The sequence below is a fragment of the Paracidobacterium acidisoli genome, from assembly GCF_003428625.2.
GTDB lineage: Bacteria > Acidobacteriota > Terriglobia > Terriglobales > Acidobacteriaceae > Paracidobacterium > Paracidobacterium acidisoli.
The window spans coordinates 131,940-156,080 of the sequence record NZ_QVQT02000007.1; the positions used below are offsets into that span (position 1 = coordinate 131,940).

Annotated in this window: 21 protein-coding genes; 7 read left to right on the forward strand and 14 right to left on the reverse strand. The window is 61.7% G+C overall.

Annotated features, from left to right (window positions below; genetic code table 11):
- The first annotated feature begins 18 nt into the window (after nucleotides 1-18).
- Both D0Y96_RS18540 and D0Y96_RS18545 read left to right on the forward strand, forming a co-directional pair.
- Entirely contained in the window at nucleotides 19-804 is a 786-nt protein-coding gene (locus D0Y96_RS18540) for a slipin family protein (RefSeq protein WP_117302999.1), read from the forward strand.
- A gap of 27 nt (nucleotides 805-831) precedes the next feature.
- A complete protein-coding gene (locus D0Y96_RS18545; RefSeq protein ID WP_117303001.1) occupies nucleotides 832-1,545 on the forward strand; it encodes an SPOR domain-containing protein in 714 nt (237 codons plus the stop codon).
- Between the two features lie 28 nt (nucleotides 1,546-1,573).
- On the opposite strand, the gene D0Y96_RS18550 is transcribed toward D0Y96_RS18545, so the two are convergent.
- The 9 genes from D0Y96_RS18550 to D0Y96_RS18590 all read right to left on the reverse strand — a co-directional run bounded on the left by D0Y96_RS18550 (nucleotide 1,574) and on the right by D0Y96_RS18590 (nucleotide 11,346).
- Nucleotides 1,574-2,284, reverse strand: coding sequence for a lysophospholipid acyltransferase family protein (locus tag D0Y96_RS18550; RefSeq protein WP_117303003.1), 711 nt, complete (start codon nucleotides 2,282-2,284; stop codon nucleotides 1,574-1,576).
- 2 nt (nucleotides 2,285-2,286) lie between these two features.
- Complete coding sequence (gene mpl / locus D0Y96_RS18555) at nucleotides 2,287-3,741, reverse strand: UDP-N-acetylmuramate:L-alanyl-gamma-D-glutamyl-meso-diaminopimelate ligase (protein WP_117303005.1); 1,455 nt, start codon at nucleotides 3,739-3,741, stop codon at nucleotides 2,287-2,289.
- A gap of 22 nt (nucleotides 3,742-3,763) precedes the next feature.
- A complete protein-coding gene (locus D0Y96_RS18560) occupies nucleotides 3,764-4,705 on the reverse strand; it encodes a S66 peptidase family protein (RefSeq protein WP_350449122.1) in 942 nt (313 codons plus the stop codon).
- Nucleotides 4,698-5,498 carry a diaminopimelate epimerase gene (gene dapF / locus D0Y96_RS18565; protein ID WP_117303010.1) on the reverse strand — a complete coding sequence of 267 codons (801 nt, stop codon included), beginning with the start codon at nucleotides 5,496-5,498 and terminating at the stop codon, nucleotides 4,698-4,700. The genes D0Y96_RS18560 and dapF overlap by 8 nt, the downstream gene beginning before the upstream one ends.
- Complete coding sequence (locus D0Y96_RS18570; RefSeq protein WP_117303013.1) at nucleotides 5,495-6,214, reverse strand: MgtC/SapB family protein; 720 nt, start codon at nucleotides 6,212-6,214, stop codon at nucleotides 5,495-5,497. The genes dapF and D0Y96_RS18570 overlap by 4 nt, the downstream gene beginning before the upstream one ends.
- On the reverse strand, nucleotides 6,211-7,845 hold the full coding sequence (locus D0Y96_RS18575) for a hypothetical protein (RefSeq protein WP_252263936.1): 1,635 nt from the start codon (nucleotides 7,843-7,845) through the stop codon (nucleotides 6,211-6,213). The genes D0Y96_RS18570 and D0Y96_RS18575 overlap by 4 nt, the downstream gene beginning before the upstream one ends.
- A complete protein-coding gene (locus tag D0Y96_RS18580) occupies nucleotides 7,838-8,785 on the reverse strand; it encodes a PfkB family carbohydrate kinase (protein WP_117303017.1) in 948 nt (315 codons plus the stop codon). Before D0Y96_RS18580 ends, D0Y96_RS18575 begins: the two co-directional genes overlap by 8 nt.
- A 48-nt stretch (nucleotides 8,786-8,833) precedes the next feature.
- Entirely contained in the window at nucleotides 8,834-9,694 is an 861-nt protein-coding gene (locus D0Y96_RS18585) for an S-methyl-5'-thioadenosine phosphorylase (RefSeq protein WP_117303018.1), read from the reverse strand.
- 98 nt (nucleotides 9,695-9,792) lie between these two features.
- Nucleotides 9,793-11,346 carry a hypothetical protein gene (locus D0Y96_RS18590; protein ID WP_117303021.1) on the reverse strand — a complete coding sequence of 518 codons (1,554 nt, stop codon included), beginning with the start codon at nucleotides 11,344-11,346 and terminating at the stop codon, nucleotides 9,793-9,795.
- Between the two features lie 86 nt (nucleotides 11,347-11,432).
- Between D0Y96_RS18590 and ygfZ the strand changes: the two genes are divergently transcribed.
- From ygfZ to ribF, 4 genes are read left to right on the forward strand one after another with little or no spacing between them, the layout of a single operon-like run.
- Nucleotides 11,433-12,542 (forward strand): CAF17-like 4Fe-4S cluster assembly/insertion protein YgfZ, encoded by a 1,110-nt coding sequence (ygfZ, locus tag D0Y96_RS18595; RefSeq protein ID WP_117303024.1) that lies wholly within the window; start codon nucleotides 11,433-11,435, stop codon nucleotides 12,540-12,542.
- Nucleotides 12,543-12,554: 12 nt separating this feature from the next.
- Nucleotides 12,555-13,205: a DUF1844 domain-containing protein gene (locus D0Y96_RS18600; RefSeq protein ID WP_117303026.1), complete on the forward strand. Its 651-nt coding sequence runs from the start codon at nucleotides 12,555-12,557 to the stop codon at nucleotides 13,203-13,205.
- 15 nt (nucleotides 13,206-13,220) lie between these two features.
- Entirely contained in the window at nucleotides 13,221-14,000 is a 780-nt protein-coding gene (locus D0Y96_RS18605) for an MBL fold metallo-hydrolase (protein ID WP_117303029.1), read from the forward strand.
- Nucleotides 13,997-14,950 (forward strand): riboflavin biosynthesis protein RibF, encoded by a 954-nt coding sequence (ribF, locus tag D0Y96_RS18610; protein WP_117303031.1) that lies wholly within the window; start codon nucleotides 13,997-13,999, stop codon nucleotides 14,948-14,950. Before D0Y96_RS18605 ends, ribF begins: the two co-directional genes overlap by 4 nt.
- Before the next feature lie 60 nt (nucleotides 14,951-15,010).
- Here ribF and D0Y96_RS18615 read toward each other — a convergent pair whose 3' ends face one another.
- Both D0Y96_RS18615 and D0Y96_RS18620 read right to left on the reverse strand, forming a co-directional pair.
- A complete protein-coding gene (locus D0Y96_RS18615) occupies nucleotides 15,011-15,241 on the reverse strand; it encodes a glutaredoxin family protein (protein WP_117303034.1) in 231 nt (76 codons plus the stop codon).
- A gap of 37 nt (nucleotides 15,242-15,278) precedes the next feature.
- Complete coding sequence (locus tag D0Y96_RS18620) at nucleotides 15,279-16,349, reverse strand: SDR family NAD(P)-dependent oxidoreductase (protein ID WP_117303037.1); 1,071 nt, start codon at nucleotides 16,347-16,349, stop codon at nucleotides 15,279-15,281.
- 244 nt (nucleotides 16,350-16,593) lie between these two features.
- Here D0Y96_RS18620 and D0Y96_RS18625 point away from each other — a divergent pair, with 244 nt between their 5' ends.
- Nucleotides 16,594-17,592 (forward strand): DUF892 family protein, encoded by a 999-nt coding sequence (locus D0Y96_RS18625; RefSeq protein ID WP_117303040.1) that lies wholly within the window; start codon nucleotides 16,594-16,596, stop codon nucleotides 17,590-17,592.
- Between the two features lie 27 nt (nucleotides 17,593-17,619).
- On the opposite strand, the gene D0Y96_RS18630 is transcribed toward D0Y96_RS18625, so the two are convergent.
- The 3 genes from D0Y96_RS18630 to D0Y96_RS18640 all read right to left on the reverse strand — a co-directional run bounded on the left by D0Y96_RS18630 (nucleotide 17,620) and on the right by D0Y96_RS18640 (nucleotide 23,860).
- Entirely contained in the window at nucleotides 17,620-19,218 is a 1,599-nt protein-coding gene (locus D0Y96_RS18630) for a rhamnogalacturonidase (protein WP_117303043.1), read from the reverse strand.
- Between the two features lie 47 nt (nucleotides 19,219-19,265).
- Entirely contained in the window at nucleotides 19,266-20,429 is a 1,164-nt protein-coding gene (locus D0Y96_RS18635; RefSeq protein WP_158562483.1) for an endo-1,4-beta-xylanase, read from the reverse strand.
- 89 nt (nucleotides 20,430-20,518) lie between these two features.
- The gene (locus tag D0Y96_RS18640) at nucleotides 20,519-23,860 is read right to left on the reverse strand and encodes a TonB-dependent receptor (RefSeq protein WP_117303048.1); all 3,342 of its coding nucleotides are present in this window, start codon (nucleotides 23,858-23,860) and stop codon (nucleotides 20,519-20,521) included.
- Nucleotides 23,861-24,141 lie beyond the last annotated feature (281 nt).

Sequence of the window (24,141 nt, forward strand, 5' to 3'; positions counted from 1 at the left end):
CGCAGCCGGTGAGGCTTTATGTCCAGCATTCCTGTCTTGATCGTCGTCCTCGTTGTTCTTCTCTATCTGTTCAATTCGATCAAGATCCTGCGCGAATATGAGCGCGGCGTGATCTTTCGCCTCGGGCGCGCTCTGCCGCAGCCCAAAGGCCCCGGCATCATTCTTGTTTTCCGTCCCTTCGATCAGATGGTCCGCGTCTCGCTGCGTCAGGAAGTGATGGAAGTTCCCCCGCAGGACGTCATCACCCGCGACAATGTCACCATCAAGGTGAACGCGGTGATCACGCTGCGCGTGCTGGACCCGGCAAAGGCCGTCATCGAGGTCTCGAACTATGTCTATCAGACCTCGCAGTTTGCGCAGACCACGCTGCGCTCGGTGCTGGGCGAGGTGGAGCTCGACGGGCTGCTTTCGCACCGCGACGCCCTCAACCAGCGCATTCAGAGCATCATCGACCAGCGCACCGAGCCCTGGGGCGTAAAGGTGGTCAGCGTAGAGGTCAAGCAGGTCGACCTGCCGGAGCAGATGCTGCGCGCCATGGCCCGTCAGGCCGAAGCCGAGCGCGAGAAGCGTTCAAAGATTATCAATGCCGAGGGCGAATTCGCCGCCGCCGAGCGTCTGGTCGAGGCTTCAAACCTGCTCGCCCAGCAGCCTATCACCTTACAGCTCAAGTACCTGCAGACCCTGATCGATATCGGCGTCGAGAAAAACACGACCATTGTCTTTCCTCTTCCCCTGGAGCTCCTCTCGCTTCTGGGAAAGATTGTGCCAGCCGCGCAGCCGGCTCCGCCACCGGAGCAGAAGTAGCGGGTTAGCATCAGCGGAGGCATCGCCATGAAAAGCACCCTCGATCGGGAAGAACAGCAAACCGACACAGAAATCACCCTGGGAATGACTTCGCTGCTCGGCATCTTCTTCGGACTTGTGCTGATCTGCGGTATCTTCTTCGGACTCGGTTATTCTCTGGGCCGCGGCAACGGCTCTCATGCACAAAGCGCAGCCACGCCCTCGACAGACGCCACCACAGCCAGCGCAAACCATGCACCCAAGCCCTCTGCCGACCAGGGCTCCTCGCTACCGCAGACCTCTGCGGACTCCTCCGCCTCGCCTTCCGCGGGAGACAGCTCCAGCGTGACCGTCCCAACCGGATCGGATGCGGCGGCACAGACCACATCGGCAGCCACCCCGTCGGAGCCTGCTCCCACGCCTGCTGCCGAAACCGCTTCGACGCCCCCGGCAGTGCTGACCCGCACCACCGCGCCGGCGCAGACCCAGGCTATGCCACGGCCGGCCGTGGCATCCACTGCCGTACCTTCATCGGCCGGCCCTTCGTCGCCCATCATGGTGCAGATCGCCGCCGTCAGCCATCAGGAAGATGCTGACGTGCTGATCTCCGCGCTGCGGCGCAGAGGCTACAGCGCGACCGCGCACAGCGAGCCGCAGGACAAGCTGCTCCATGTGCAGATTGGTCCCTTCGCCTCACGCGACGAGGCCCGGGCCATGCGGACAAGGCTTCTCGCCGACGGCTACAACGCGATCGTCAAGTAAGACAAGGAAACCTGAACGCAGACTCGTCTCAGGCCCGCATCCACTCCGGCAGACCCGAAGCAATCGCCTCACGCACCGCAGCCATCAGAGCATCCCGGTCCGCGAAGTCCTGCGGCCAGAGCGCGGGGTGAAAGACGACATGCGCCTTACCCGGTCTGATCTTCACGCTTCCCTTGCGCATCATGCTCTCCGTACCGTAGATCGACACCGGAACCACCGGGGCGCCTGTCTCCATCGCCAGATAGAACGGCCCCTTTTTGAAGGCCTGCAGCCGTCCGTCGCGTGAGCGCGTTCCCTCGACAAAGGAGAGAATATTCACGCCGGACTCGAGAACGCGCACCGCCTTCTCCACGCTTTCCTTCGCGCTCTCCAGCCGCCCGTCGCGGTCTACAGGGATAAAGTCACCCAGCTTCATCCCGTAGCCGATCACGGGAATTCTGAGCAGCGAGCGCTTGATGAAGACCGAAAGCCGCCCCGGCACCAGCGGCAGCAGAACCGGCGGGTCGAGATTCGAGATATGATTCGCGAGATAAATATATCGCTGTGCCGGATCGAGAGGCTCGCGCCGGGTGGCCACAATCTGAATCCCGGCAAACTTCAGCCCGGCGTGCAGGATCCACATCGCCCAGCCGTACAGCATGGTAATGTCGCCGCTCACCAGTGTGATCGGAATGCCCACCGCCGCTGCGGGAATCGCGAGCACGACATAGACCAGCAGCAGCTTCAGCGAAGCGAACACGATCAGCCCCTCCGCGCCGGACCGCTCACGCCGGCGGTCCGCTCTTCGAGCGCTCTGGGCAGCTTCTGATAGATTCCGTCGAAGCCCCCGTTGGAGAGAATCGCGATCACATCGCCGGGCTCAGCCTGCGGAGCCACTTTCTTCACGATCGCATCGGCATCGGCAAGCAGCTCCGCCGGACGGCCCGCCGCCTGCAATGCCTCGACAATCTGCTCCGGATGCAGCCTTTCTCCTTCCGGAATATTTTCGCTCTGATAGACCGCGGCCATCACCACGCGATCGGCCAGCATCAGGCTCTCCACCAGCTCTTTCTCAAAAACATTCCGCCGCAGCGTATTCGAGCGCGGCTCGAGCACCGCCCAGAGCCGCGCCTGCGGATACGCCGAGCGCAGCGCCCGCAGAGTCTCGCGAATCGCCGTGGGATGATGCGCAAAGTCGTCGATGATGGTCACGCCATCCACCACCGCACGCACTTCCAGACGCCGTTTCACGCTCCGAAAGGTGGCCAGCGCCTCGACGATGGCATCGAGCGGCACGCCCTGCCCGGCGGCGAGTGCCGCAGCGGCCGTCGCATTCAGCGCATTGTGCTCTCCGGCCATCCCCAGCGAGAATTCTGCCCACGCCTCGCCGCTCCGCAGCACCTTCCATCGCGTCTGTCCATCCTGATGCCGCAGCTCCGTCATGCGCCACATCGACTCCGGCGCGAATCCGTAACGCTCGACGTTACAAAATGACCTGGCCACACACTCTGATACATGCGGCGCGCCATCGAAGGCCACCACGCGTCCCCGCCGCGGCACCAGATTTACCAGCCGCCTGAACGCCGTCTTCACCGCGTCGAGATCGCGGTAAATATCCGCATGATCGAACTCCACATGCGTCAGAATCATCGCATCGGGGAAGTAATGCATGAACTTCGGGCCCTTGTCGAAGAATGCCGTGTCATACTCATCGCCTTCAATGAGGAACGGCCTGCCCTCGCGCAGCTGAAAGCTGGTGCCGAAATTCTCCGCTACTCCGCCGATCAGAAACGACGGCGCAAGCTCCGGCTGCCGACGCGAAGCGACCTCATAGATCCAGGCCAGCAGGCTGGTCGTGGTGGTTTTGCCATGCGTTCCCGCCACCACCAGCGACTCGTGATCTCGGATGAACTCCTCGTGCATCACCTGCGCCAGCGAGGTAAACGCAATCCTCCGGTCGAGTACCTCTTCGAGCTCCACATTGCCGCGCGAAATCGCATTGCCCACGATCACCAGGTCGGGACAGGGCTGCAGATTCTCCGCGGAAAAAGGCTCCGCAACCGGAATACCCAGGCTGCGCAGTAAATCGGACATGGGCGGATACGCGGCGCGGTCCGATCCCGTGACGCGATGCCCTTTGCTCTGCAGCAGCCCGGCGAGCGAAGCCATCGCCGTACCGCAGATGCCGATCAGATGAATGTGCTTCGTCTTCTCCATGCTCTTCAAATCCAATACGCCGTCATCCAGTCCGGACCGCTGCCTCCGCATAGTGCAGGGACGGCTGATCTTCCAGCATCAGCTCCGCCTCGATGCCCATGGGCAGCGTGACATTCCCGCCTGAGACATGTCCTGATCGCAGCCCAATCGCAATCGGTCCATCGAACCAGTCCAGCACGCGCAGAATCACCTGTTCCACCAGGTCCGGATGCGCTCCCGGCGAAACGCAGTCCAGCATCTCGCCAAAGATAAAGCCGCTCACGCCGTCGAATTTACCCGCCAGCACCATCTGCCGCAGCATTCTGTCGATCTGATACGGCTTCGTTCCCACATCTTCGAGAAAGAGCAGCTTTCCCTCCGTTTGTGGCGTAAAATGCGTGCCCAGCGCGGCAGTCAGGATGCTCAGGCATCCGCCATACATCACCCCGCGCGCCCGTCCTGGCCTCAGAATACGAAGCCCCTGCTGCGGCCCGGCTTCCACCTGTCCGCCATTGCAGGCAGCGGCAAAGCTGCTCTGGTCGACGCCGTTCTCCACCGCGAAATCCGCTGCGACCATCGGCCCATGAAAAGCCACCAGCCCCGCCTGATCCAGCAGCCAGGTCTGTACCGTTGTCAGGTCGCTGTACGCAAAAAATGGCTTCGGATGGCTCCGGATCAGATCGAGGTCCAGGTCTTCCAGCAGATAATTCGATCCGTAACCGCCACGCGTACAAAATATCGCCGCAATCTCCGGATCGCGAAAGGCCGTGTGCAGATCCTCGATCCGCTCCTCAGGCGTTCCGGCAAAGTAGGGAGCCTGCCTCCCGTACGCGTGCGGAGATGCCGCTACCTCGTAGCCCAGCTCGCGCAGCCGCTCGATGCCACGTGTAATGCGCTCCGCCTTTGCGCTGCTCGCCGGGGAAACAACGGCGATCTTTGCTCCGGACTGTATGGCCGGAGGCCTGAGAAGCGAGACCTTACCCACCAAAAGCCTCGCCCGTCGCAATCAGATCAGCCGGACCGGTCAGCGTCATCTCTCTGCCCTCGCCCGCCCACTCCACGTGCTGTCTGCCTCCTGGCGCATCCACCAGCAGATGCGGCGCACCACCGTAACGAGCAATCACCGTCGCCGCGCAGGCACAGGTTCCGGTGCCGGAGGAGGTTGTCGGTCCCACGCCGCGCTCGAAGATCCGGATTGCGATCTCTTTTGTATCGAGGATGCGCACAAATTCCACATTCGTCTGCTGCGGAAACTGTAGATGGAAGCAGATCTCCTGCCCCAGCGCCTGCCAGCTTCTTCCGTGCGCCTGAAACTCTTCTCCCTCAACCAGAATGACGAAGTGCGGATTCCCCATCGAAACCACCGTTCCCTCGACAACGGTTCCGTCCGCCAGCGTCACTTTTTCCGCATGCACGACGGGAACGCCCATCCCGGCGGCGATCTCGTAATGGCTCTCCGCGGTGCTCACCATGCGGCATGCGCGAACGCCCGCATCGGTTTCGAGCGTCACCACATCGCCCGGTGCGGCATTTGCCTGGTGCGCCATCCACGCGGCCACGCAGCGGGTTCCGTTGCCGGAGATCTCCGCAATCGAGCCATCGGCGTTGGCCAGCCGGATCGTCCCGCTCAGACTGCCCGTCCACTCCAGGAACTCCACGCCGTCGGCGCCTACTCCTGTATTGCGCGCGCACAGCTTCTTTGCCAGCTCAGGATCGCACTTTCCTTCCACCACCAGAAAATCGTTACCGCACGCATGCGCCTTCACAAAGCGCGTCATTCATCCTCCGGATCACGAAAAATATGAACTTCATCGATGATGGGCGAAGCCTTCAGCGACTCAAGCATGCGCCGATGCCCGCGATGCGTGGTGGCCACCGTAAACGAGACGCGCTCCAGCTCCCCGATCGAATCATGGTCCACGCTCGAGAGCTGCCGGTTCTCCCTGTCCATCGCGCGCAGAATCGCCAGCGTCATCTTCTCCGCATCGCGGCCGCGCGTCTCATACACCACGGAATAAAACTTCAGGTTCGATTTGGTCTCCAGTACGCCCACCACTTCCAGCACCACCAGCACCAGCACCGTCGAAAAGATGGCGGGAACATACAACCCCGCGCCGCACGCCATGCCGATCGAAGCTACAGCCCACACCGTCGCCGCGCTGGTCAGCCCGCTGACCCGGTCGCGGTTGTGCAGAATCAGCCCGGCGCCGAGAAAGCCGATGCCCTGCACGATGTTCGATGCGATCTGCGCTTTATTCGGGCTCGTATCGCCGGCTACCACCGTCGACAGAAAGGTGAACAGCGCCGCGCCGAAACAGATCAGCAGATTCGTCCGCACGCCCGAGGGCTTGTGGTGATACTCCCGGTCGATACCGATTGCGCCTCCCAGCAGCGCCGCCAGCAGCAGCCTTCCGGCCACGTCGCTGGTCAGAATCATCTGCTGCAGCTGGTTGAAGCTGGTCATATGTGCGCCCTGATCGAATACGAGGATCATTTTTGCGTGATGCTATCACCCGCGGCGGTCGCATTTGAACGGTAAATGCGCACGCAGGGTTGACCAGTCGAACACACTATGTTGAGCAGGCTCAGCCCGTCAGGGTGCGCGGCCACCGCCTTCGCGACCGCGTCTCCGTCTTCGGCAATCACAAAGCCGGCCGCTTTGGCCGGGTCGCGCAGCGCCGGAGCCCACTGATAATAATCCGTCTCATTGATGGTGCGCTTCAGTGGAATGCCCGCGCGCTGATAAGCTCCCACGTGGTCCGAGGTCCAGGCCAGAATCCGGCCCTCCTGCGGAAGCTGGTTCAGGGCCCGTGCATAGGCCTGCTCAAAGGGAATGCGCGTCCGCGAGTTCGCCACCGCTTCGGCCAGCACCAGCGGCCGCGCGCGCATCAGCGCCGAGCAGTCCACGATCGTAAGGCACACCGCCGCAAGCAGCGCCAGCGGAGCCAGAGACGGCCAGCGCCGCTCCATCTGCCGCGTTACCCATACCACCAGAAAGCCCAGAAACAGGGCAAAGCCGGGCAGCATCTCCATGCCGTAGCGCGTGTTGTACCAGGAATGCGGCCACCACGGCGGAATAAAGATCGGCACCGATCCCCAGGCGACAGAATAGGCGTAAAACGGCACAGGCAGCCACAGCAGCAGCGCGGGCAACAGGCATTTTTTGCGCCATCCAAAGACAGCCGCCGCGCTTCCGCCCAGCGTCAGCCACAGCAGCACATTGGTCCATCGCAGCGGCACCGCTCCCAGCTCGGCGGCCTTCAGAAAATAGAGCGCTGCCACCGGCATGCTGTGCCAGCCCGGATAATGCGGCGAGCCCGGCTTCGTCGTGCGCGCATCGATGGCCTTCGCCGAATACGGCCCGCGCATAAAGTCCAGCGGGTCTCCGAACTGCCTGGCGTTCCAGATCAGCCACAGCAGCGGAGCCGCCGCCATCGCCACCGTAAACAGCACAAAGGCCCCGCCCGCTTCCGACTTCCATGCCCGCGCACGCCATACGCCGCGCAGCACGATCAGCCACTCAAGAAATGTCAGAACCCATCCGTCGTAGCGGGTGAAGATCGCCGCGAGCAGCACCAGGCCAAGGCCCATCAGCATCCGCGCGGCGTGGCGATGCCTCCCCGATGACAGAGCGCGCAGGCACGCGGTAAGCAGCAGGGCGCTCCAGATCACCTCGCACAGAAACAACGGCTCCGTCATGGCCGTCGTCTGCATGTAAAGCAGACCCGGATTCAGTCCGAAGAACAGCGCCGCCACCACTCCGCCCGCAGGAGGCAGCCAGAAGCGCGCCAGCCGGTACAGCCCGGCCACGCTCAGCACATAGAACATCATGGAGGGAATCGCACCCGCCATTCCGCTCTGCCACCAGCTCATCGGCGCCACGAAGGGAATGAGCAGCAGATGCGGCAGCGGCAGCCAGACCGAGCCAAGCTGCCGGAAGCCGGGGTTCAGCGAATCGACGACCCGGCGCGCAATGTGCATGTGCGCCACGGCATCGCCGTAGAGCAGCAGCATGCCGCGCGGATAGCAGTACGCGAACGCCGCCATAGACAGCAGCGTCGCGAGCATCGCCGCGAACAGCGTCTCATGACGCAGCCCGCGCCGCTCCGTCTCTGCTTCAGTCAAGGTGCGAGAGCTGGCGGAAGAGCGCAAAGCGTTTCTCGATTTCATCCCGGTCGAGCTGCTGCAGGCGCTCAGTTCCAAAGCGCTCCACGGTAAACGATCCCATCACGCCGCCATAGAACATCGCCCGCTTAAAGACCGCCGGCGTCAGCTCGCCCTGCGACGCCAGATAGCCGAAGAATCCGCCGGCAAAGGAATCGCCCGCGCCCGTGGGGTCGACCACCTCGGAAAGCGGCAGCGCCGGCGCGCGAAACGGCACCGTCAGCACGTGCGCGTCGCTCTTCGCCAGGCCCGGGAACGACCGCTCGCTGAAGAAGGCCGTCGCGCCGTACTCCCCATGCTTCACCACCAGGCTCTTCGGGCCCATCTCCAGAATCTTCGCCGCAGCGCGCATCAGGTTGCCGTCGCCGGCCAGCAGCTTCGCCTCGCCGTCGTTGATCAGCAGAGCATCCAGCCCCTTCAGCACGCGCTCCAGATTCTCGCGATGGCCGGTGATCCAGTAATTCATTGTGTCGCCGCACACCATGCGCACGTCCGGCATGCTGCGCCGCACCTCTTCCTGCAGCACCGGATCGATATTGGCCAGGAACAGATATTCGCTGTCGCGATACTCGGCGGGAATCTTCGGCGTAAAGCTCTGAAAGACGTTCAGCTCCGTCGCCAGCGTCTGCGCCTCGTTGAGGTTCTTCATGTACGAGCCCTGCCAGAAGAAGCTCTTGCCGGAAACGTGATCCAGTCCGCGTGTATCCACACCGCGCCGGGTCAGAATTGCCTCGTGCTCGGGGAGAAAATCCTCGCCGACCACGCCGATCACGCGCACCTGGGTAAAGTAGCTGGCCGCCAGCGAAAAATATGTCGCTGCCCCCGCGACACAGCGCTCCACGCGGCCCGAAGGCGTCTCCACCGTATCGAACGCAACACTGCCTACCACGACAATCGACATTCGCTCTCCTCGCGCCTCTGTTTTCAAAAATTTACTTCTGAAAAATCGTTACAGATACTTCCCCATCAGTAACTGCAGCTTTTCCCGCGTCGCCGCCGGAATCGCATCGCGCTGCGTCAGGATGGCGTGCTGCAGCGCCGAAGCACAGGCGCATGTACGCTCCTTCGGCATGGCAGCCACGGCTGCCTTTACGACCTTCGCCGCATTGGCCGCATTCTGGTGCAGCACAGCGACAATCTGATCGACGGTCACATCGTCATGGCCTTCATGCCAGCAGTCGTAATCGGTGACCATGGCCATCGTCGCGTAGCAGATCTCGGCCTCGCGCGCCAGCTTCGCCTCCTGCAGATTGGTCATCCCGATCACGTCGGCGCCCCAGCTGCGATACAGGTTCGACTCCGCTCGGGTCGAGAACTGCGGGCCTTCCATGCAGACATAGGTGCCGCCGGACTTGCCGATGACGCCTTCCGCTCTGCAGCCCTGCGCGATGGCCTCCGCCACCGTTGCGCACACCGGATCGCCGAAGGCCACATGGCCCACGATGCCCTCGCCGAAGAAGGTAGAGATGCGGTGGAAGGTGCGGTCAATGAACTGGTCCGGAATCACGAAGTCGGTCGGCTTGTGCTCTTCCTTCAGCGAGCCGACGGCGGAGACGGAGAGAATCCGCTCCACGCCAAGCTGCTTCATCGCATGAATGTTGGCGCGGAAGTTCAGCTCCGAGGGAAGCAGGCGATGGCCGCGGCCGTGCCGGGCGAGAAAGGCTACCTTTCGGCCTTCGAGCTCACCCAGAACGAATACGTCGCTGGGATCGCCGAATGGCGTGGTGACGCGCTCTTCGCGCACCTGGGTCAGTCCGGGCATGGAATACAGTCCGCTGCCCCCGATGATGCCAATCTCTGCCTTTTGCAATACGTGCTCCGGCGGCGTCCTGCGCGGCGCGCCGCTTCCGGTGGGATTGAAAGACCAGTATAAATGCTGGTGCAGCAGTGCTTTTGAAATTCCTGTTCTCAGTGCGGCAGCGCGACCTTCATCATGCCGCAGCCGGCAAGGAAATGAACCATGCTGCCGGTCAGTCCCTCGACGGGAAGCTGCCGGCTCGATGCAACCTGCTGCCCGGCGCTGCCCTGCTGCGCGCCCAGCATCAGCAGCTGCAGCTTGCGCGCCGTGGTCAGGTCATAGCTTTCGCTGATGAAGACGTCGCGACCGCTGGTCACCATCAGCACCGGGCCTTCACTCGTTTTGTACGCCTGTTCTCCTTCGGCCTCTTCGGCGTCAGGATCGCGCTGCACGTTTGCATATTTCTTGCCCAGCTCATCGGCATACATCTTCACAAACAAGGCCGCGGCTTGCGGCGACTTCCACTGCGAGAGGTACATCAGCGCGATCGACGCGGTGGAATCCTTGTCCGGCGCATCCTTCTTCTGCGAAGCGTAGTAGATGCCGCCGTCCCAGGCCGGTGTGAGCAGCGCCGCCGTGCGGTCGCCGCCGAACAGCTTCGACAGAATCTGCACATCCAGCTCGCCCATCACGCCGATGTCGTAAGGGTCGTACTGCGTGTCCAGTATGGGATGCACATCCGGCATGTGCAGCAGCGGCACCGGCGTTCCCCGCTCATAGGCCTTCGGATTCATGATCTCGTAGCTGGTGGCGGGCGGGTGATCGAGCACCGCGGCGAACGCGCCCTGCTGGCCTTTGTCGGTCAGCAGCGTTGCCTCGAACTTCAGCCCGTCCCGGTAGGGAAAGAGCAGCGACTCCTGCAGCAGCAGCGGAGCCCGCGAAAGCACGGGCGAATCCGGATCGTCGGCCATATTGTCCGTCAGGTTATCCACCAGCTCCGGTGAGCTCTGCAGATGCCTGCCGGTAGGCGCCAGGCCGTAATCGAGGAAGACCGCCATCGCCTGGCCCTCCAGCACGGCCTCGCGCGCCGTATCCACTTCGTCGGTGGAGACGTGGTGCAGGTCCTCGGCCGCGTTGCGAGAGATATCCTCGCTGCTCTGGTCCTCCCACTTATCCAGATTCACGTGCTGGTCCTGCAGGGCGTGAGTCAGCTCATGCGCCAGCACCGGCTTCTGCGTCTCCGGTTCGATCCAGTCCAGCAGGTTCACCGTCTTCGTCTTGTTGTCGTAATAACCGGCGATCTGCTCCTTCAGCAGGCTCACCAGAAACGGCTCGAGACGGAAGTCCTGATCGAGCAGCCCGAACTTCTTGAGCACAATCTCGGACCGCTCCATCCGCTTCGCATCTTTGTCGTCCTTCATTTTGTCGACAAGATAGCCCTCTACCGCGGCGCGCGTCGTCAGCTTTCGCTTCACCTCATGTTTGATCGGCAGCTTCGAGTCCTGTGAGGCAAACTGCATGATCGTGTCGACCGAGGCGAAGAGCTCCTTTGCCTGGGCAGGAGTAATGTGGGTCTCTGTCTTCTCCTGCGGCTTCGCGTCGCCGGGCTTCGTCTGAGCCGTATCCGGCGTCTGATCCTGCGCCTGCTGCTGAACGCTCCCGGCCCATGCCGTGCCCCATGCGGCCGTCATCCCCAGAACGATGACCGGCAAAATCCCTTTCATCCTCAACAAATGCCTCATTCCTTTTCCTTTAAACAGATGCAAAAACGGGACTTCGCTTCCGCAGCTATAATTTTCTCAGGTCCCTCATGAGCACGACGCCACATCTCGCGGAGACTGCCTTCTTCTCGACGCCGCTCTCTGCTCAGCTCTCCAGCCGTCACCCTGAGCTGGCACAGCGGCCTTACCGCGGATCGCTCTCTCCCTCCGGGTTTTCCACTCAGGAAGCGGAGCTGCAGGCGCTTCTCGCCTCTTCCGGCCTCTTCGACCTCGGCTGCAGAGCCTTCCTCCGCGTGACCGGCGACGACCGCCTGCGCTGGCTGAACGGCATGGTCACCAATACCGTTCAGGGGCTTGCCGACGGCCAGATGAATGACTCGTTTTTCCTGAATGCGCAGGGCCGAATCCTTGGCGATGCCGTCATTTACCGCTCCGCCGATCATCTGCTGATCGAAACCGACCGCTCCCAGTCTGAACGCCTCCTCGCACACCTCGACCATTTCATCATCATGGACGACGTGGAGCTGCAGTCATTAGACGCATCCGCGAGCGTACTCGGCATCGCCGGACCACACGCCGCTTCCGTTCTCATGAAAGCCGGAGCCACTGTGCCCGAGCCCATGCACTTTCTCTTCACCTCGATTCACGGCGTGCCCGTCACGCTTGCCCAGGTGTACAGCCCCGGTGTGCCCCGCTTTGAAATACAGGCACCCGCGGACAAAATCCTCAATCTCTGGACCGACCTCACCGGCGACGGAGCCGTTCCCTCCGGGATCGACGCGCTGGAGGCGCTCCGCGTCCTCGAAGCCCTGCCGCTTTACGGCACCGATATCTCCGACCGCTACCTCGCTCAGGAGACGAACCAGAATCAGGTGCTCCACTTCAGCAAGGGCTGCTATCTGGGGCAGGAGATCGTCGAGCGCATTCGCTCCCGCGCCACTGTCCATCGCGGCCTGCGCCAGTTCGAGCTCCACGGCGACGTGCCGCAGCTCGCGCCTGGCCAGAGCCTTCCGCTCACCGCAGGTGAGACCGCGATCGGCGAGCTGACCAGCGTGACCCGCATCACCCTGCCCGGATTTACCCATATCCTGGCCCTCGGCGTCGTTCGCAGCGAGGCCGTGGAGCGCGGGCAGGAAATCTCTTATCCCGGTGGTACTGCAACGCCTCTGACTTCACCGCCCACTTTTACCGGCATCTGAAAGAAGAACACTATGGCTGAGAAACCTCCTGCATTTACCGTTACCGATCGCCGCAAGTTCACCAGCGAGGGCGATCTTCGTCCCGACGAAACGGGCGAAACATCTTCATCCGCTGCCTCCGAAACTCGTCCGGCGTCCGCGGCTGAATCCACCGGCGGGCGTGTCGTCACGATGCCGTCGCCAAAGTCTGAGACCCCGGCAGCCAAAGCCGCGCCGGTAAAGCAGGAAGAGCCGGAAACAGAGGCCCCCGAAACAGAAACCGAAGAGGGGCTGCCCGGCTATACCGACGAGGAAAACGCCGAGCAGCATGCCGCGTATCAGCAGTCCTCGCAGCAGATCGACGACATGCTGCGCCAGGCCAACCCCGGCATGGGGCCGTCGGCGGCCGTTACCTTCGAGCATGTCATTCAGTCCATCTATGTCTCGGCCATGCTCGCCCTCGGCGCGGGAACCGAACAGGGGCAAAAGCCGCGCATCGACATTCTTGGCGCCCGTCAGAGCATTGATATGCTCGCTATTCTGCAGGAAAAGACCAAAGGCAACCTCACCAGCCGCGAAGAGAGCCTGCTGCAGAATGCGCTCTTCGAGCTGCGGATGATGTTCCTTGAAATGACCAACGCCATCGCCAAATCCGCCCAGCATCCGCCGGCGGGAAGGAGCTGATTCCCGGCCCCACGCATGCAGGCGGAGATCGTCATCCTCGGCAGCGGCACCTCCATGGGTGTCCCCACGCTTGGCTGTTCCTGCGCGGTCTGCACCTCTGCGGACCCGCGCAACCGCCGCATGCGTCCCTCGATTGCCGTCGCATGGGAGAACCGCACCGTCATCATCGACACGGGTCCGGACTTCCGCGAGCAGGCGCTGCGCGAGCGCATCCGGCATGTTGACGCGGTCTTCTACACGCACTCACACGCCGACCACATCCTTGGCCTCGACGACCTGCGGCCGCTCAGCTTCGCGCACCGCCCCGGTTATCTGCCGCTCTTCGCCGATCAGCCGACGGCAGAGATCCTTGAGCGCATCTTCGAATACACCTTTTCACCGGATTCCCAATATCCGACTCGCGCCCGCGTGAAGCTGCACCGTCTGGAGGGTCACGAATCGGCTATGATCCACGGGGCTGATTTTCGCCGCGTTCCGATTATGCACGGCGATCTGCCCGTCGCCGGCTTTCGCTTCGGCTCCGCCGCCTACCTCACCGACATGAACAGCATCCCCGACTCCAGCCTGCCGCTGCTGGAAGATCTCGACGTCCTGATTCTCGATGCGCTTCGTCCGGAGTACCACCCCAGCCACGCCAATATCGAGGAGGCGCTGCGCTGGGTCGAGCGCGTGCAGCCGCGCCGCGCCTGGTTCACCCACATGTCTCATGAGATCGAGCACGCGGAGACCGAGCGCACGCTTCCTCCGCACGTGCGCCTGGCCTGGGATGGCCTCCGCATTCCGTTTGCGCTATGAACGTCTATCGCTCCATCGGCGATCTGCCCGCCCCGCTCGACCGCTCCGTTGTCGCCATCGGCAACTTCGACGGCGTGCACCGCGGCCACCAGATGATCATTCAGCGCGTCCGCGAGCGCGCCCGCGAGCTTCAGGCCGTCTCCCTGGCCGTCACCTTCGATCCTCACCCGGTCGCGGTCCTTCATCCCGAATACGCTCCGAAGCTGATCACGCCCATGGCGCAACGGCTTGCCCTGCTGGCGGAGACCGGCCTCGACGCCGCTCTGGTTTTGCCGTTCACCCATGAGTTTTCCCGTCTGTCCGCCGACGACTTCGCCCGCGGCATTCTGCGCGACGCGCTGCACGCCGCCGAGGTCCACGAAGGCGACAACTTCCGCTTCGGCCACGGCGCCACCGCCGGCCTGGCGGAGCTGAAAGAGCTGGGGCAGCAGCTTGGCTTTGCCGTCGTCGCGCATGGAGCGCTGCGCATACGCGGCATCGATCTCTCTTCAAGCCAGATTCGCCGGATCATCGCCGATGGCCGCCTGGCCCTTGCCCGCGCTCTGCTCGGACGTCCGTTTTCTGTCCGATCCACGCCCGCGCATGGCCGCGGCATCGGCTCGAAGCTCACCGTGCCTACCATCAACCTCGCGCCCTATGCGGATCTGCTCCCCCCCAACGGCGTCTACGTCACGCGCATGAAGATCGGAACCGGCGCAGCTGCACGCGTCTTCAACGCCGTCACCAATGCGGGCGTCCGGCCTACTTTTGGCGAGGAAAGTTTTGCCGTCGAGTCGTATCTGCTCAACTTTGAGGCGGTCGATCTCTCTGAACAGACTCCGCTGGAGCTCTGCTTTCTGGCACGCATCCGCGAAGAGCGGCGCTTCCCGTCTCCCGAAGCGCTCAAAGCGCAGATTCTGCGCGACGTTGCATGGGCGCAGCATTACTTCCGCAGAGCCGGCCTGATATAGGTCCGCAGTCTCTGCAGATCTTATTTTGTTTCTGCCAGGTTTTCGCTTCTTTGCTGTGCGCTACTTCGCCAGCATCGACGTCAGCCGTTCCGGATCGAAGCCGATCATCACTTCGCCATCCACCACAATCGTTGGCGTCGAGCGGCTGTTCAGCTCCGTCAGCTCGCGCAGCGCGGCCGGATCGGCCACCACGTCGCGGTATTCGAACTCCACCTGCTGCGCTTTGAGGAAGTTCTTTGCGGCAAAACAGGGCGGGCACCCTGGCTGACTGTAGAGAATAATTCGTTTCACCCTTTCAGAATACCGAAAGGCTCACGAAATACCATCCTTAATCTGTCTGGTTATAGCGCCGCGAAGCGGCATGGGCAAAGCGCATCGCCGGTCTCACCTCCAGCTCGCGCACCTCGTCGCCGCGAAAGACGGCCGATGTTCCTGGAACGGGCTGCGGCAGCGCCAGATTCACGAGCTGCATCGCGCGAGCCGTCAGCGACGGCATCAAGTTGCCGAAGCGCGCAGCGAACATGGCCTGCGGAGTAATCGTGATCTCGCTTTTTCCCGCTGTCGCCGCATGCACGATCCTGCGCGCTGCCGCTCGCGCCGAGGCGGACACGCCAGGAAGCGCGGCAGCCAGACTGAACCACCGGTACTCGCGCACAGCATCGCCGGTAAACCGTGCGTTCCCATGCGAGCCGGTGCGCATCAGTCCTGGACAGACCGTCAGCACTCGAATTCCCTTCGAGCGCACCTCGGCGTGGAGCCCTTCGGAAAATCCGGTAACGGCAAATTTGCTGGCCGTGTACGGCAACAGATGCGGAAAGGCAATCTTTCCCCCGATCGACGAGATATGGATAATGTTGCCGCTCTTCCGCGCCAGCATCTGTGGCAGCACAGCCAGGGTGCAGTGAAGGCCGGAGAAAAAGTTCGCCTCCATCGCCTCGCGGAAGCTCTCCGCGGTATGATTCTCCACCGGACCCACGGTCATAATGCCGGCATTGTTCACCAGCATATCGATATGCCCGAAATGAGCCGTCGCCCGCTGCACCAGCGCGTCTGCGTCCTCGGGCTTCCGCAGATCGCAGGGAAATGTCATTACATCGGACTCCGCCTGCACCGCGCGCCATTGCAGCAGGAGCCTGCGCGCCCTTTCCAGCTCTTCTCCGTCGCGAGCGGCAAGCACAAGCCGGGCGCCGCGGCGTCCAAACTCTTCAGCCAGAGCCAGGCCCAGCCCGCGCGAGCCTCCGGTAATCACAACGACCTTTCCCTGCACTCGTCTCTGCACTCGCGCCGACACCTTTTTACAGGCCTTCGCCGCACAGAACACGGCTGCCCCGGTACAGGCCAGCCCCGTGCCCGCCGCTACAGCCGCGGCGATCCCTGCCGCTTTTCGTATCCTCATCATCGTCAATCCCTCACCCGCCGCGAATCATACCCCTGGTCTGCCTGGAGAGACAAAACTCCTTCAGGCCGAGCGCAAATCGTCTGGTGCAGTTGGATGTCATGAGCGGGGCCGGCGTGGCCCGCCAGGCTTCCGCACGCCTGTACATCTTTCGGGCCGCCTGAAACCGGAAACAAAAACGAGAAGAAGCCTCGTGACATACGCGCGCTCCCGCCCGGCCGCATCCAATCAATACAGGAGGGAGCACATGGCAGAGACTGTGCAGGAACGGATCAATCGATATCTGGAAGACGCTGTTGCAGCAGAGCGGAATTTCGACAGCACGCTTCATGCCTTTGCTCACACAGGCGTACAGCATCCTGCAAAGGTTCTGTTCGCCTCGCTTGCCGGGCGGACAAGGACACAGCACGAACGGCTTACCGCGCTGCTGAAGAAGCGTGGCGGCGCGCCTTCGGCGGCAAAGACAGCCCTGGCGCACACCCTCGCGTTTACTCCGCTCTGCGCTCAGATGGGTCAGGGGCATGCGGAGAAGAATACGCAGAACCTCATCATCACCTTTGCCGCCGCAGCGGCTGAAATGGCGATGTACGAGTCGCTTGCCGTGGCCGCCGCCGAGGCTGGCGACGAAGAGACCGCTGCGCTGGCGCAAACGCTGCAGTCGGAAGAGCACAGCGACTCCAGACAAATCTGGAATCTTCTTCGTCACAGCGCAAAACAATCCTTCGAGGATGAGGTTTCCAGCGGCAAGGAGCCCGAGCATCTCATCCGCGACTATCTCGAAGAAGCCATTGCCGCCGAGATCAGCTTTGAAAAGCAGCTTCGCGCCTTCTCCAAAGACGCAGATGATGCCGCTGTTCAGCAGCTCTTTGCGCAGCACGCTCAGGAGACGCATGCGCAGCATGAGATCCTGGTCCGCAAGCTGAGGACCTTCAAGGCCACCCCATCGGTCCTCAAAGATATGCTCGCTCATCTCTTTGTGATGACGCCCAAAGTGGCGCAGTCCGGTCATGACGGTGCGGAGCGCCTCAGCCAGAACCTGATGATGGCCTACGCGGCCGAAAATGCGGAGGTCGCCATGTACGAGGCGCTGGCGGAAGCTTCTCTGGCCGCCGGAACTCCCGATGTGGAGCGCATGGCGCTGTCGATTCAGCAGCAGGAAAAAGAGGCCGCGGAAAAGATCTGGAATCAGCTTGCTCCGGCAGCCCGCCGAGCCGTCTCATCGATGGCAACGGCGCGGGCTTCCTGACGTGCACGGCTCAGAAAGCCTGCGCTGCTACCACTGCTCGTGATCGATGCTCTCCGCGCTGCGATCTTTCAGCACCGCGCTGCCGAAGCTGCGGAAATCGCGGACATTGCGCAGATCGAAGGCCGCTGTGCCTTTTGGAATGCGCAGGCGAAACAGGTCCAGCCCCTCCACATCTTCGGCCCAGACCGCGGGCCGCGCATCGGCTTTCACTGTGGCGATCTCGACGTTGCTGAATTCGAGGTTCTTCGCATGGCGCAAAAAGAAGCCGCTCGCCGGCAGAGTGCCGAACATGCTCGCCTCCGGATAACCAGCCGGCAGGGTGGGTGGCTGAAGGCTCGCCCATTCACTGCCGCCTCCGCCCATCTGCTGCAGATAGACGTCGCTTATCTTTATGTCTTCGATTCGGTTGCCGGGGATTCCCGCAATGATCGAGGGATACTCTGCCACCGCGCCGGAGCTGCTGATATTCGAGATCAGCACACGCCGCAGCACACCGGGAGCAACACCCGCCGGTCCGCGCATCCGCGACTCCAGCCGCAGAAACAGCGGCGAGTGCACGACGTTGCGCATCGTCAGATTCGAGATCGTGATGTCTTCGATCAGCGCACCGTCGGCCGTCTCCAGCGCGAGTCCACGGCAGGTGTCGAAGATACAGTTTGTGATCGTGATGTTTTTAAAGCCGCCGTTCGACTCCGTACCACACTTGATGCGGCCGACCGCTTTGCGCACATCCGAGTACGTATGCCGCTTCCAGGTGCCGTCGAGCATCGTGCCGAACTCGTAGCCCCCGGTCACGTAGCAATCGGAGATGGTGACGTTCTCCGTGGCGCGCGCATAGCCCAGCGCGAAGGAGCTCTTGGGGCAGATAGCATCGTCCCAGGGTGAGTTCACGGCGCAGTTCGATACGCGGACATTGCGGCAGCAGTCTATGTCGATGCCGTCGCGGTTCGTATCGATCTTCAGTCCGTCGATCAGCACATTGTCCACCCCGGTAAGCAGAATGCCGAAGTGTCCGCCCATCAGGATGGAGAAATCGCGGAGGGTCACGTTGCGGCTGTTCTTCAGCGCGATGGCTTTGTTGCCCACGCCGGGGCTCTCTGCGCGCGGGAACTCATTTGCTTCGCCACGGCTCAGCCCTTTGCCCCGGATCAGACCGGGGCCGAAGATCGAGACATCTTCCAGACCTTCGCCCCAGATCAGACTGTTGGGCCAGTGATTGTGGCCGAAGTCCTGGTATGACTCCCACGGCTGCGGCGGACCCGCAGGGTCATATCCGCCCGTCGTCGTTCCCTCTTTCGGAACATCGGCCGCGAGAATGGTCGCGCCCGCATCGAGATGCAAAGAGATATGACTCTTCAGGCGAATCGTATAGCAGGCGTATGTTCCTGCCGGAAAAAATATCGTTCCGCCGCCTGCGGCCGCCGCTGCTTCAATCGCTTTGTTGACCGAGGGCGTATCAATGGTTTTGCCGTCGCCCGTGGCCCCGTAGGTTCTTACATCGAACACGCTGTCCGCCCGATGCGCGTCGCGAGAGCCGCCGGCGTGCGACTGCGCATGAAGATCCGAAGAGAGACCGGCAACCAGCATTCCGCATGAGCTGCGGCGAAGAAAATCTCTGCGAAACATTCTTTCTCCTCTTTCAGGCCCTGTTTTCTCAATCAGACTCAGCCGGTTCAGACGCGCCGGTGGTCGAAGCTGTCACGAACGGCAAAGTATGCCGGCTTCGGTTTGAAATCGCTGTCGAAGGGCAGCGATCGCTGCGGACGATTCGGCTGCTTCCTGTGGTGTGTCGGTCCATCATTCAGCCAGGTAAAGCGATCCGTAATGCCCCAGGTGAGCACGGCCTTTACAGCGGGACTGGCCAGCGCAACCTGCAGATAGTCGCTGTAGATCTTCGCAATCGCCGCATCGCGCTTCTCCACGTCGTTGTACGCCAGATCGTCTTCATTTACGTCCAGCTCGGTGAGAAAGACCTGCAGCCCCATCTGCCGGATGCTCTCCATATAGTCAGCCAGTCCCTTGCCGAACCCATACGGCTGCCCCGCCTTCACGTGGCTCTGTATGCCGACCGCATCGAGCGGCACGTTGCGCTGCTTCATGCCGCGCAGCAGCTCCAGAATCAGCCTTCGCCGCTCCGCATCTTCCTTATCGTCGAACTCAACTCCGTAATCGTTGTAGGTCAGCAGCACATTCGGATCGGCCGCGCGTGCCGTGTGAAACGCGAGATCAATATATCCGGGTCCCATCTGTTCGAACCAGAAAGACTTTCTCAGCCCGTCGGTGCGTCCGTCCGACGGCAGGATCGCTTCGTTCACCACATCCCAGGACTGCAGCCGCCCGGCATAGTGCCTGCACACCGTGGTGATGTGATCGATAAAGAGCTGGCGCGTGTCAGGCCGGTTCTGATCGGTTTTGATCCAGTCGGGCACGGAGTTATGCCAGCACAGAGTGTGCCCGCGCATCTCCATGTGGTTGTGATGGGCAAAGGCAAGCAGCGCATCTCCCTGCGTAAAGTCATAGCGGTCGCGGGAAGGCCGCAGCGCAACCCACTTCAGCTCGGACGACGGCACGACAATGCCGCACTGCTCGCTGAGCAGGCGCGCATACTCCGGCAGGGTCAGCAGGTCATGCACGCGAACCGCCGATCCATAAACAAGGCCGTGCGCATGCGCGTGCGCACGAAGCGAGTGCCTGCCTCTCAGCTTTTCTGTCTCCGGCGGCAGCTTCGCGGAATCCGCAGCATCCTGCGCAACGAGGTAAGGAACAGCAAATCCGGCCGCACCAAGGACCATGGCGGCCTTGAATCCGTCTTTCAAAAGATCACGACGCGTCAGCATTGCATCTCCACTCTGCGTTGACGTGCGTTTGAGAAAAAATCGCCGTGTGGTGTGCAGCCACACGGCGTAAGGGGAGACTTTGACTCTGTTCAGAACAGCAGCTTGAGAGAGAACTGCGCGATACGCGGATCGTTGGTCACATCGGAGTTCTGCGGCGCAGTACCCGTGATCCGGCCGAACGAGGACGTATCCGTTGTATTCGGATCGCCAAGGTTCGTACGGTTCAGCACATTGAAGTACTCCGCGCGGAACTGCAGGTTCAGCCGCTCGTAAAGCGGGAAGGTGCGGATCAGGCCCACATCCCAGTCGCTGTAATTCGGGCCGATGAATTCGCCCTTCTGCGTATTGCCGAAGGTGCCCGCCGGGTTGGTGGTAAAGGCCGCCGGGTTGAGCCAGTTTTTGCATGGGGTGCCTGAGCCGCAGGCATTGCCCCCGTAGGCTCCCGTACCCAGATACACTGCGCGGTCGCGATCCTGATAGCTGCCCGAGTTGTTATTCGAGCCCGACAGAACCGTCAGCGGATCGCCGCTGCGGAAGGAGTAGATGCCCTGGGTCTGCCAGTTGTTCACCACATAACGCAGCGCCGCTGCGCCCGACTGCAGCTTCGGAAGCGCCCACTCATAGGAGAGCGAAATCACGTTGCGATGATCGAACTCGGTCGGACCATAATCGAGCCGCTTGTAATTCGGCATGTAGGTCGGAAAGACATATGACTGTCCCGTCAGCCCGGCTGTGGCGCTGGCGTTGTAGGGCAGATCGCTGAGCGACTTCGACCAGGTGTAGTTGAGCAGGAAGGAAAGGCCGTGGCTGAGCTGCTTGGTCAGCGACGCCTGCAGCGAGTGGTACGATACGTTGCCTCCGGTGTTCACAAAGGCCATCTGCTGCGTCAGTCCGCTGGCCACACCCGACGGTGTGTACTGATACACGCGCTGCCCCTGCTTCGGCCCTGAGATATAGACCGAATTGACGTCCGTATCTTCCCATTCGTGACTGCCGTGGCTGCCCACGTAAGCCAGCCGCATGGAAAGATTGCCCGTAAGCTGCTGCTCCAGCGTCAGGTTCCAGTTGTAATTCACAGGAACGTGAAAGCCGTTGTACGGATCGAACGAGATATAAGGCTGAGGCGAGATCGGCGCCGTGGACGGCGGCGGCTGCGGAGCCGGAAACGGATTCGTGATGCCCGCGTAGGGATTCGAGAAGTTGCCGGGCGCATTGTTCGGATAATTTATGCCCACCGCTGTTACAAAAGGAGAGTTGTTGGAGAAGATGTTGTTGAATACGCCGCTGAGGCGCGTCTCATAGAACATGCCGAAGCCGCCGCGGATAGCCGTTCTTCCGTCACCGGAGGCGTCATAGGCAAAGCCGACACGCGGCATGATGTGATTGAAGTTGGTGTCCACACCCTCGGGATTGAAGCCCGCATCACCGGCAAACAGCAGCCCGATCGGCGCATTGGGATAGACCGCCGAGTGCTGGCTCGCATCGAAGGCCGCCGGGCTGAAGCCGCCCATGCGGTTCTGAATCTCATGCCAGGGAAAGAACGGCTCATAGCGCACGCCGTAATCGAGCGTCAGGCGGCGATTCATCTTCCAGCTGTCCTGCGCGTAGAAACCATAGAAGTGGCCGCGGTTATTGAAGAACTGCCCCGAGGCCTGATTGAACGTGGTCAGATCGCCGAGCAGAAAGCTGGCGATGCCGTTTCCTGTGCCGTTCGATGTGAAGAAAAACTGTCCCGGCTGCTCGTAGTCGTTCTCAATATCGATCTTCGAGATCTCCGCGTGGAAGCCGAAGCCGATATTGTGCGATCCGATCACATAGTGCACATCGTCGTTGACGGAATAATTGGCTCGGCCGAACTCCGCCTGCGGATTGTCGCCCACCGTAAATCCGGCCGGCGCGCCGCCGTTCACCTGAATCTCGTTGATCTGTTTGATAGCAGGCTGCCAGATGTTCACGCCCAGATCGCCCACGTCCACGCTGCTGGCGACCGGTCCGCGGGTGGAATCCTCAAGCTGATAGTTCGCGGTGAATTCGTTCAGCAGATGATCGTTGAAGGTATGCCGCTCCGCCACCAGCGCATTGTTATACGAGATCAGCGCCTGATCGGAATAGGTCAGCAGGTTCGACGGATCAAGCACACCCTGCAGCTGAAAGCGGTCGTAGTAATAACGAGCTGTCGCGTGATCGTTGCTGCCAAGATCCTGATCGTACCGGCCCATGCCTTCGTTGTAAGTCTCATTCGTCGGCTTGCGATACGTATAGGAGCCGCTTGCATTGGCGGGAGGCAGATACTTCAGCAGCGCAAGCGATGAGGCGTTGAAGCTGGCGGGGTTGATATAGGTGGTGCCATTGGTGCAGGGATAGCTCGGCATGCAGCCGGTGAAGTTACCGGCCAGCTCCGAGGTCGAAGGCAGTGTCGAAGCCGTCGTGGCGCTGGACACATCGTGGTATGTCTCTCTCTGATAGCCGACAAAGAAGAACGCCTTGTGCCCCGAAAACAGGTGCGGAATCGCTACCGGGCCGCCAAAGGTGCCGCCGAACTGGTTCCGCTTCAGCGGATCGACGACCTTTACGCCGTTGGCATAGCTGAAGTAGTTGGCGGCATTGAAGACGCCGTTGCGCAGATATTCGAAAGCATCGCCGTGATACTGGTTGGTGCCGCTCCGCGTGATGATGTTCACCACGCCGCCGGCATTCTGGCCATACTGCGCGTTGTAATTGCTCGTCTGAACGCTGAACTCCTGCAGCGCATCGGGGAACGGGAACGGATCGTTCACATTGGTGTACTCGTCCACGTTGTTCGCGCCGTCCAGCAGATAGTCCGTCTGGTTGGCCAGCGTTCCGTTGGCCGAGATCGTCACCACCACCGGGAAGCTCTTGGTGGTTCCCTGATCGGTCTGCGCATCCGGGGCTGCCACCACGCCGGCCACCAGCTCCGTCAGCGAGGCCGCATTGCGGCCGTCCAGCGGCAGATCGTTGACGCTCTTCTGCGTCACCACCTGTGACAGCGTGCCCGTGGTCGTGTCCACCTGTGGCGGCGCCGCGGAGACATTGACCGTCTGCGTCGTGCTGCCCACCTGCAGAGCAATATTTACTGTGGCCGCCTGGTCCGCCTGCAGCACGACCCCCTTCTGCAGATAGCTGGAGAAGCCGGCTTCCGAGACCGAAATGGTGTACTCGGCCGGAGGCAGCGAGGGAAACACATAGCTGCCGTCGCTGTTGGAGACCACCGTCGTCTGCTCATTGGTGCCGACGCGTGTCGCGACCACGTGCGCATTGGGCACAACGGCCCCGGTTGTGTCGGTAACGACTCCCGTAATCCGTCCCAGACCCTGGGCCAGCGCGGCCGGGCCGGTCAGACCAGCCCAGATCAGCGCAATCGCCACCAGGACCCATAACGAATGAGCCGACTTCTTAAACGGTACTGCCATAACTCACGCCTCCATCTGTGCTGCAAACCTGCAGTGCTGCTCTTTATCTTCAACAAGGAAATAAATTCACAATTGAAACCGAAAACATCGTAGTCAACCTGTTGAAGCATTGTCAACGGCGGTGGTCAGACCTTTGAAGAAGCCCCATAAATACAATGGTTTGGCCACCTCGCTTCAACGGGATCGCGCTGCGCCGTCGAAATACCATCTGTGATCCGCGATGCCCGGGTGAATCTGTTTCCGTGGGGATGACGCGCCATCTCCTTCGGGCAGTTGCTATA

Excerpts from the sequence above, each read along its gene's own strand:
- D0Y96_RS18630 (WP_117303043.1), bottom strand. The coding sequence starts at position 19,218 with ATGTTTCGCAGAGATTTTCTTCGCCGCAGCTCATGCGGAATGCTGGTT.
- D0Y96_RS18600 (WP_117303026.1), top strand. The coding sequence starts at position 12,555 with ATGGCTGAGAAACCTCCTGCATTTACCGTTACCGATCGCCGCAAGTTC.
- D0Y96_RS18640 (WP_117303048.1), bottom strand. The coding sequence starts at position 23,860 with ATGGCAGTACCGTTTAAGAAGTCGGCTCATTCGTTATGGGTCCTGGTG.
- ribF (WP_117303031.1), top strand. The coding sequence starts at position 13,997 with ATGAACGTCTATCGCTCCATCGGCGATCTGCCCGCCCCGCTCGACCGC.
- D0Y96_RS18540 (WP_117302999.1), top strand. The coding sequence starts at position 19 with ATGTCCAGCATTCCTGTCTTGATCGTCGTCCTCGTTGTTCTTCTCTAT.
- D0Y96_RS18570 (WP_117303013.1), bottom strand. The coding sequence starts at position 6,214 with ATGATCCTCGTATTCGATCAGGGCGCACATATGACCAGCTTCAACCAG.
- D0Y96_RS18635 (WP_158562483.1), bottom strand. The coding sequence starts at position 20,429 with ATGCTGACGCGTCGTGATCTTTTGAAAGACGGATTCAAGGCCGCCATG.
- D0Y96_RS18625 (WP_117303040.1), top strand. The coding sequence starts at position 16,594 with ATGGCAGAGACTGTGCAGGAACGGATCAATCGATATCTGGAAGACGCT.
- dapF (WP_117303010.1), bottom strand. The coding sequence starts at position 5,498 with ATGACGCGCTTTGTGAAGGCGCATGCGTGCGGTAACGATTTTCTGGTG.
- ygfZ (WP_117303024.1), top strand. The coding sequence starts at position 11,433 with ATGAGCACGACGCCACATCTCGCGGAGACTGCCTTCTTCTCGACGCCG.
- D0Y96_RS18580 (WP_117303017.1), bottom strand. The coding sequence starts at position 8,785 with ATGTCGATTGTCGTGGTAGGCAGTGTTGCGTTCGATACGGTGGAGACG.
- D0Y96_RS18620 (WP_117303037.1), bottom strand. The coding sequence starts at position 16,349 with ATGATGAGGATACGAAAAGCGGCAGGGATCGCCGCGGCTGTAGCGGCG.
- D0Y96_RS18590 (WP_117303021.1), bottom strand. The coding sequence starts at position 11,346 with ATGAAAGGGATTTTGCCGGTCATCGTTCTGGGGATGACGGCCGCATGG.
- D0Y96_RS18545 (WP_117303001.1), top strand. The coding sequence starts at position 832 with ATGAAAAGCACCCTCGATCGGGAAGAACAGCAAACCGACACAGAAATC.
- mpl (WP_117303005.1), bottom strand. The coding sequence starts at position 3,741 with ATGGAGAAGACGAAGCACATTCATCTGATCGGCATCTGCGGTACGGCG.
- D0Y96_RS18605 (WP_117303029.1), top strand. The coding sequence starts at position 13,221 with ATGCAGGCGGAGATCGTCATCCTCGGCAGCGGCACCTCCATGGGTGTC.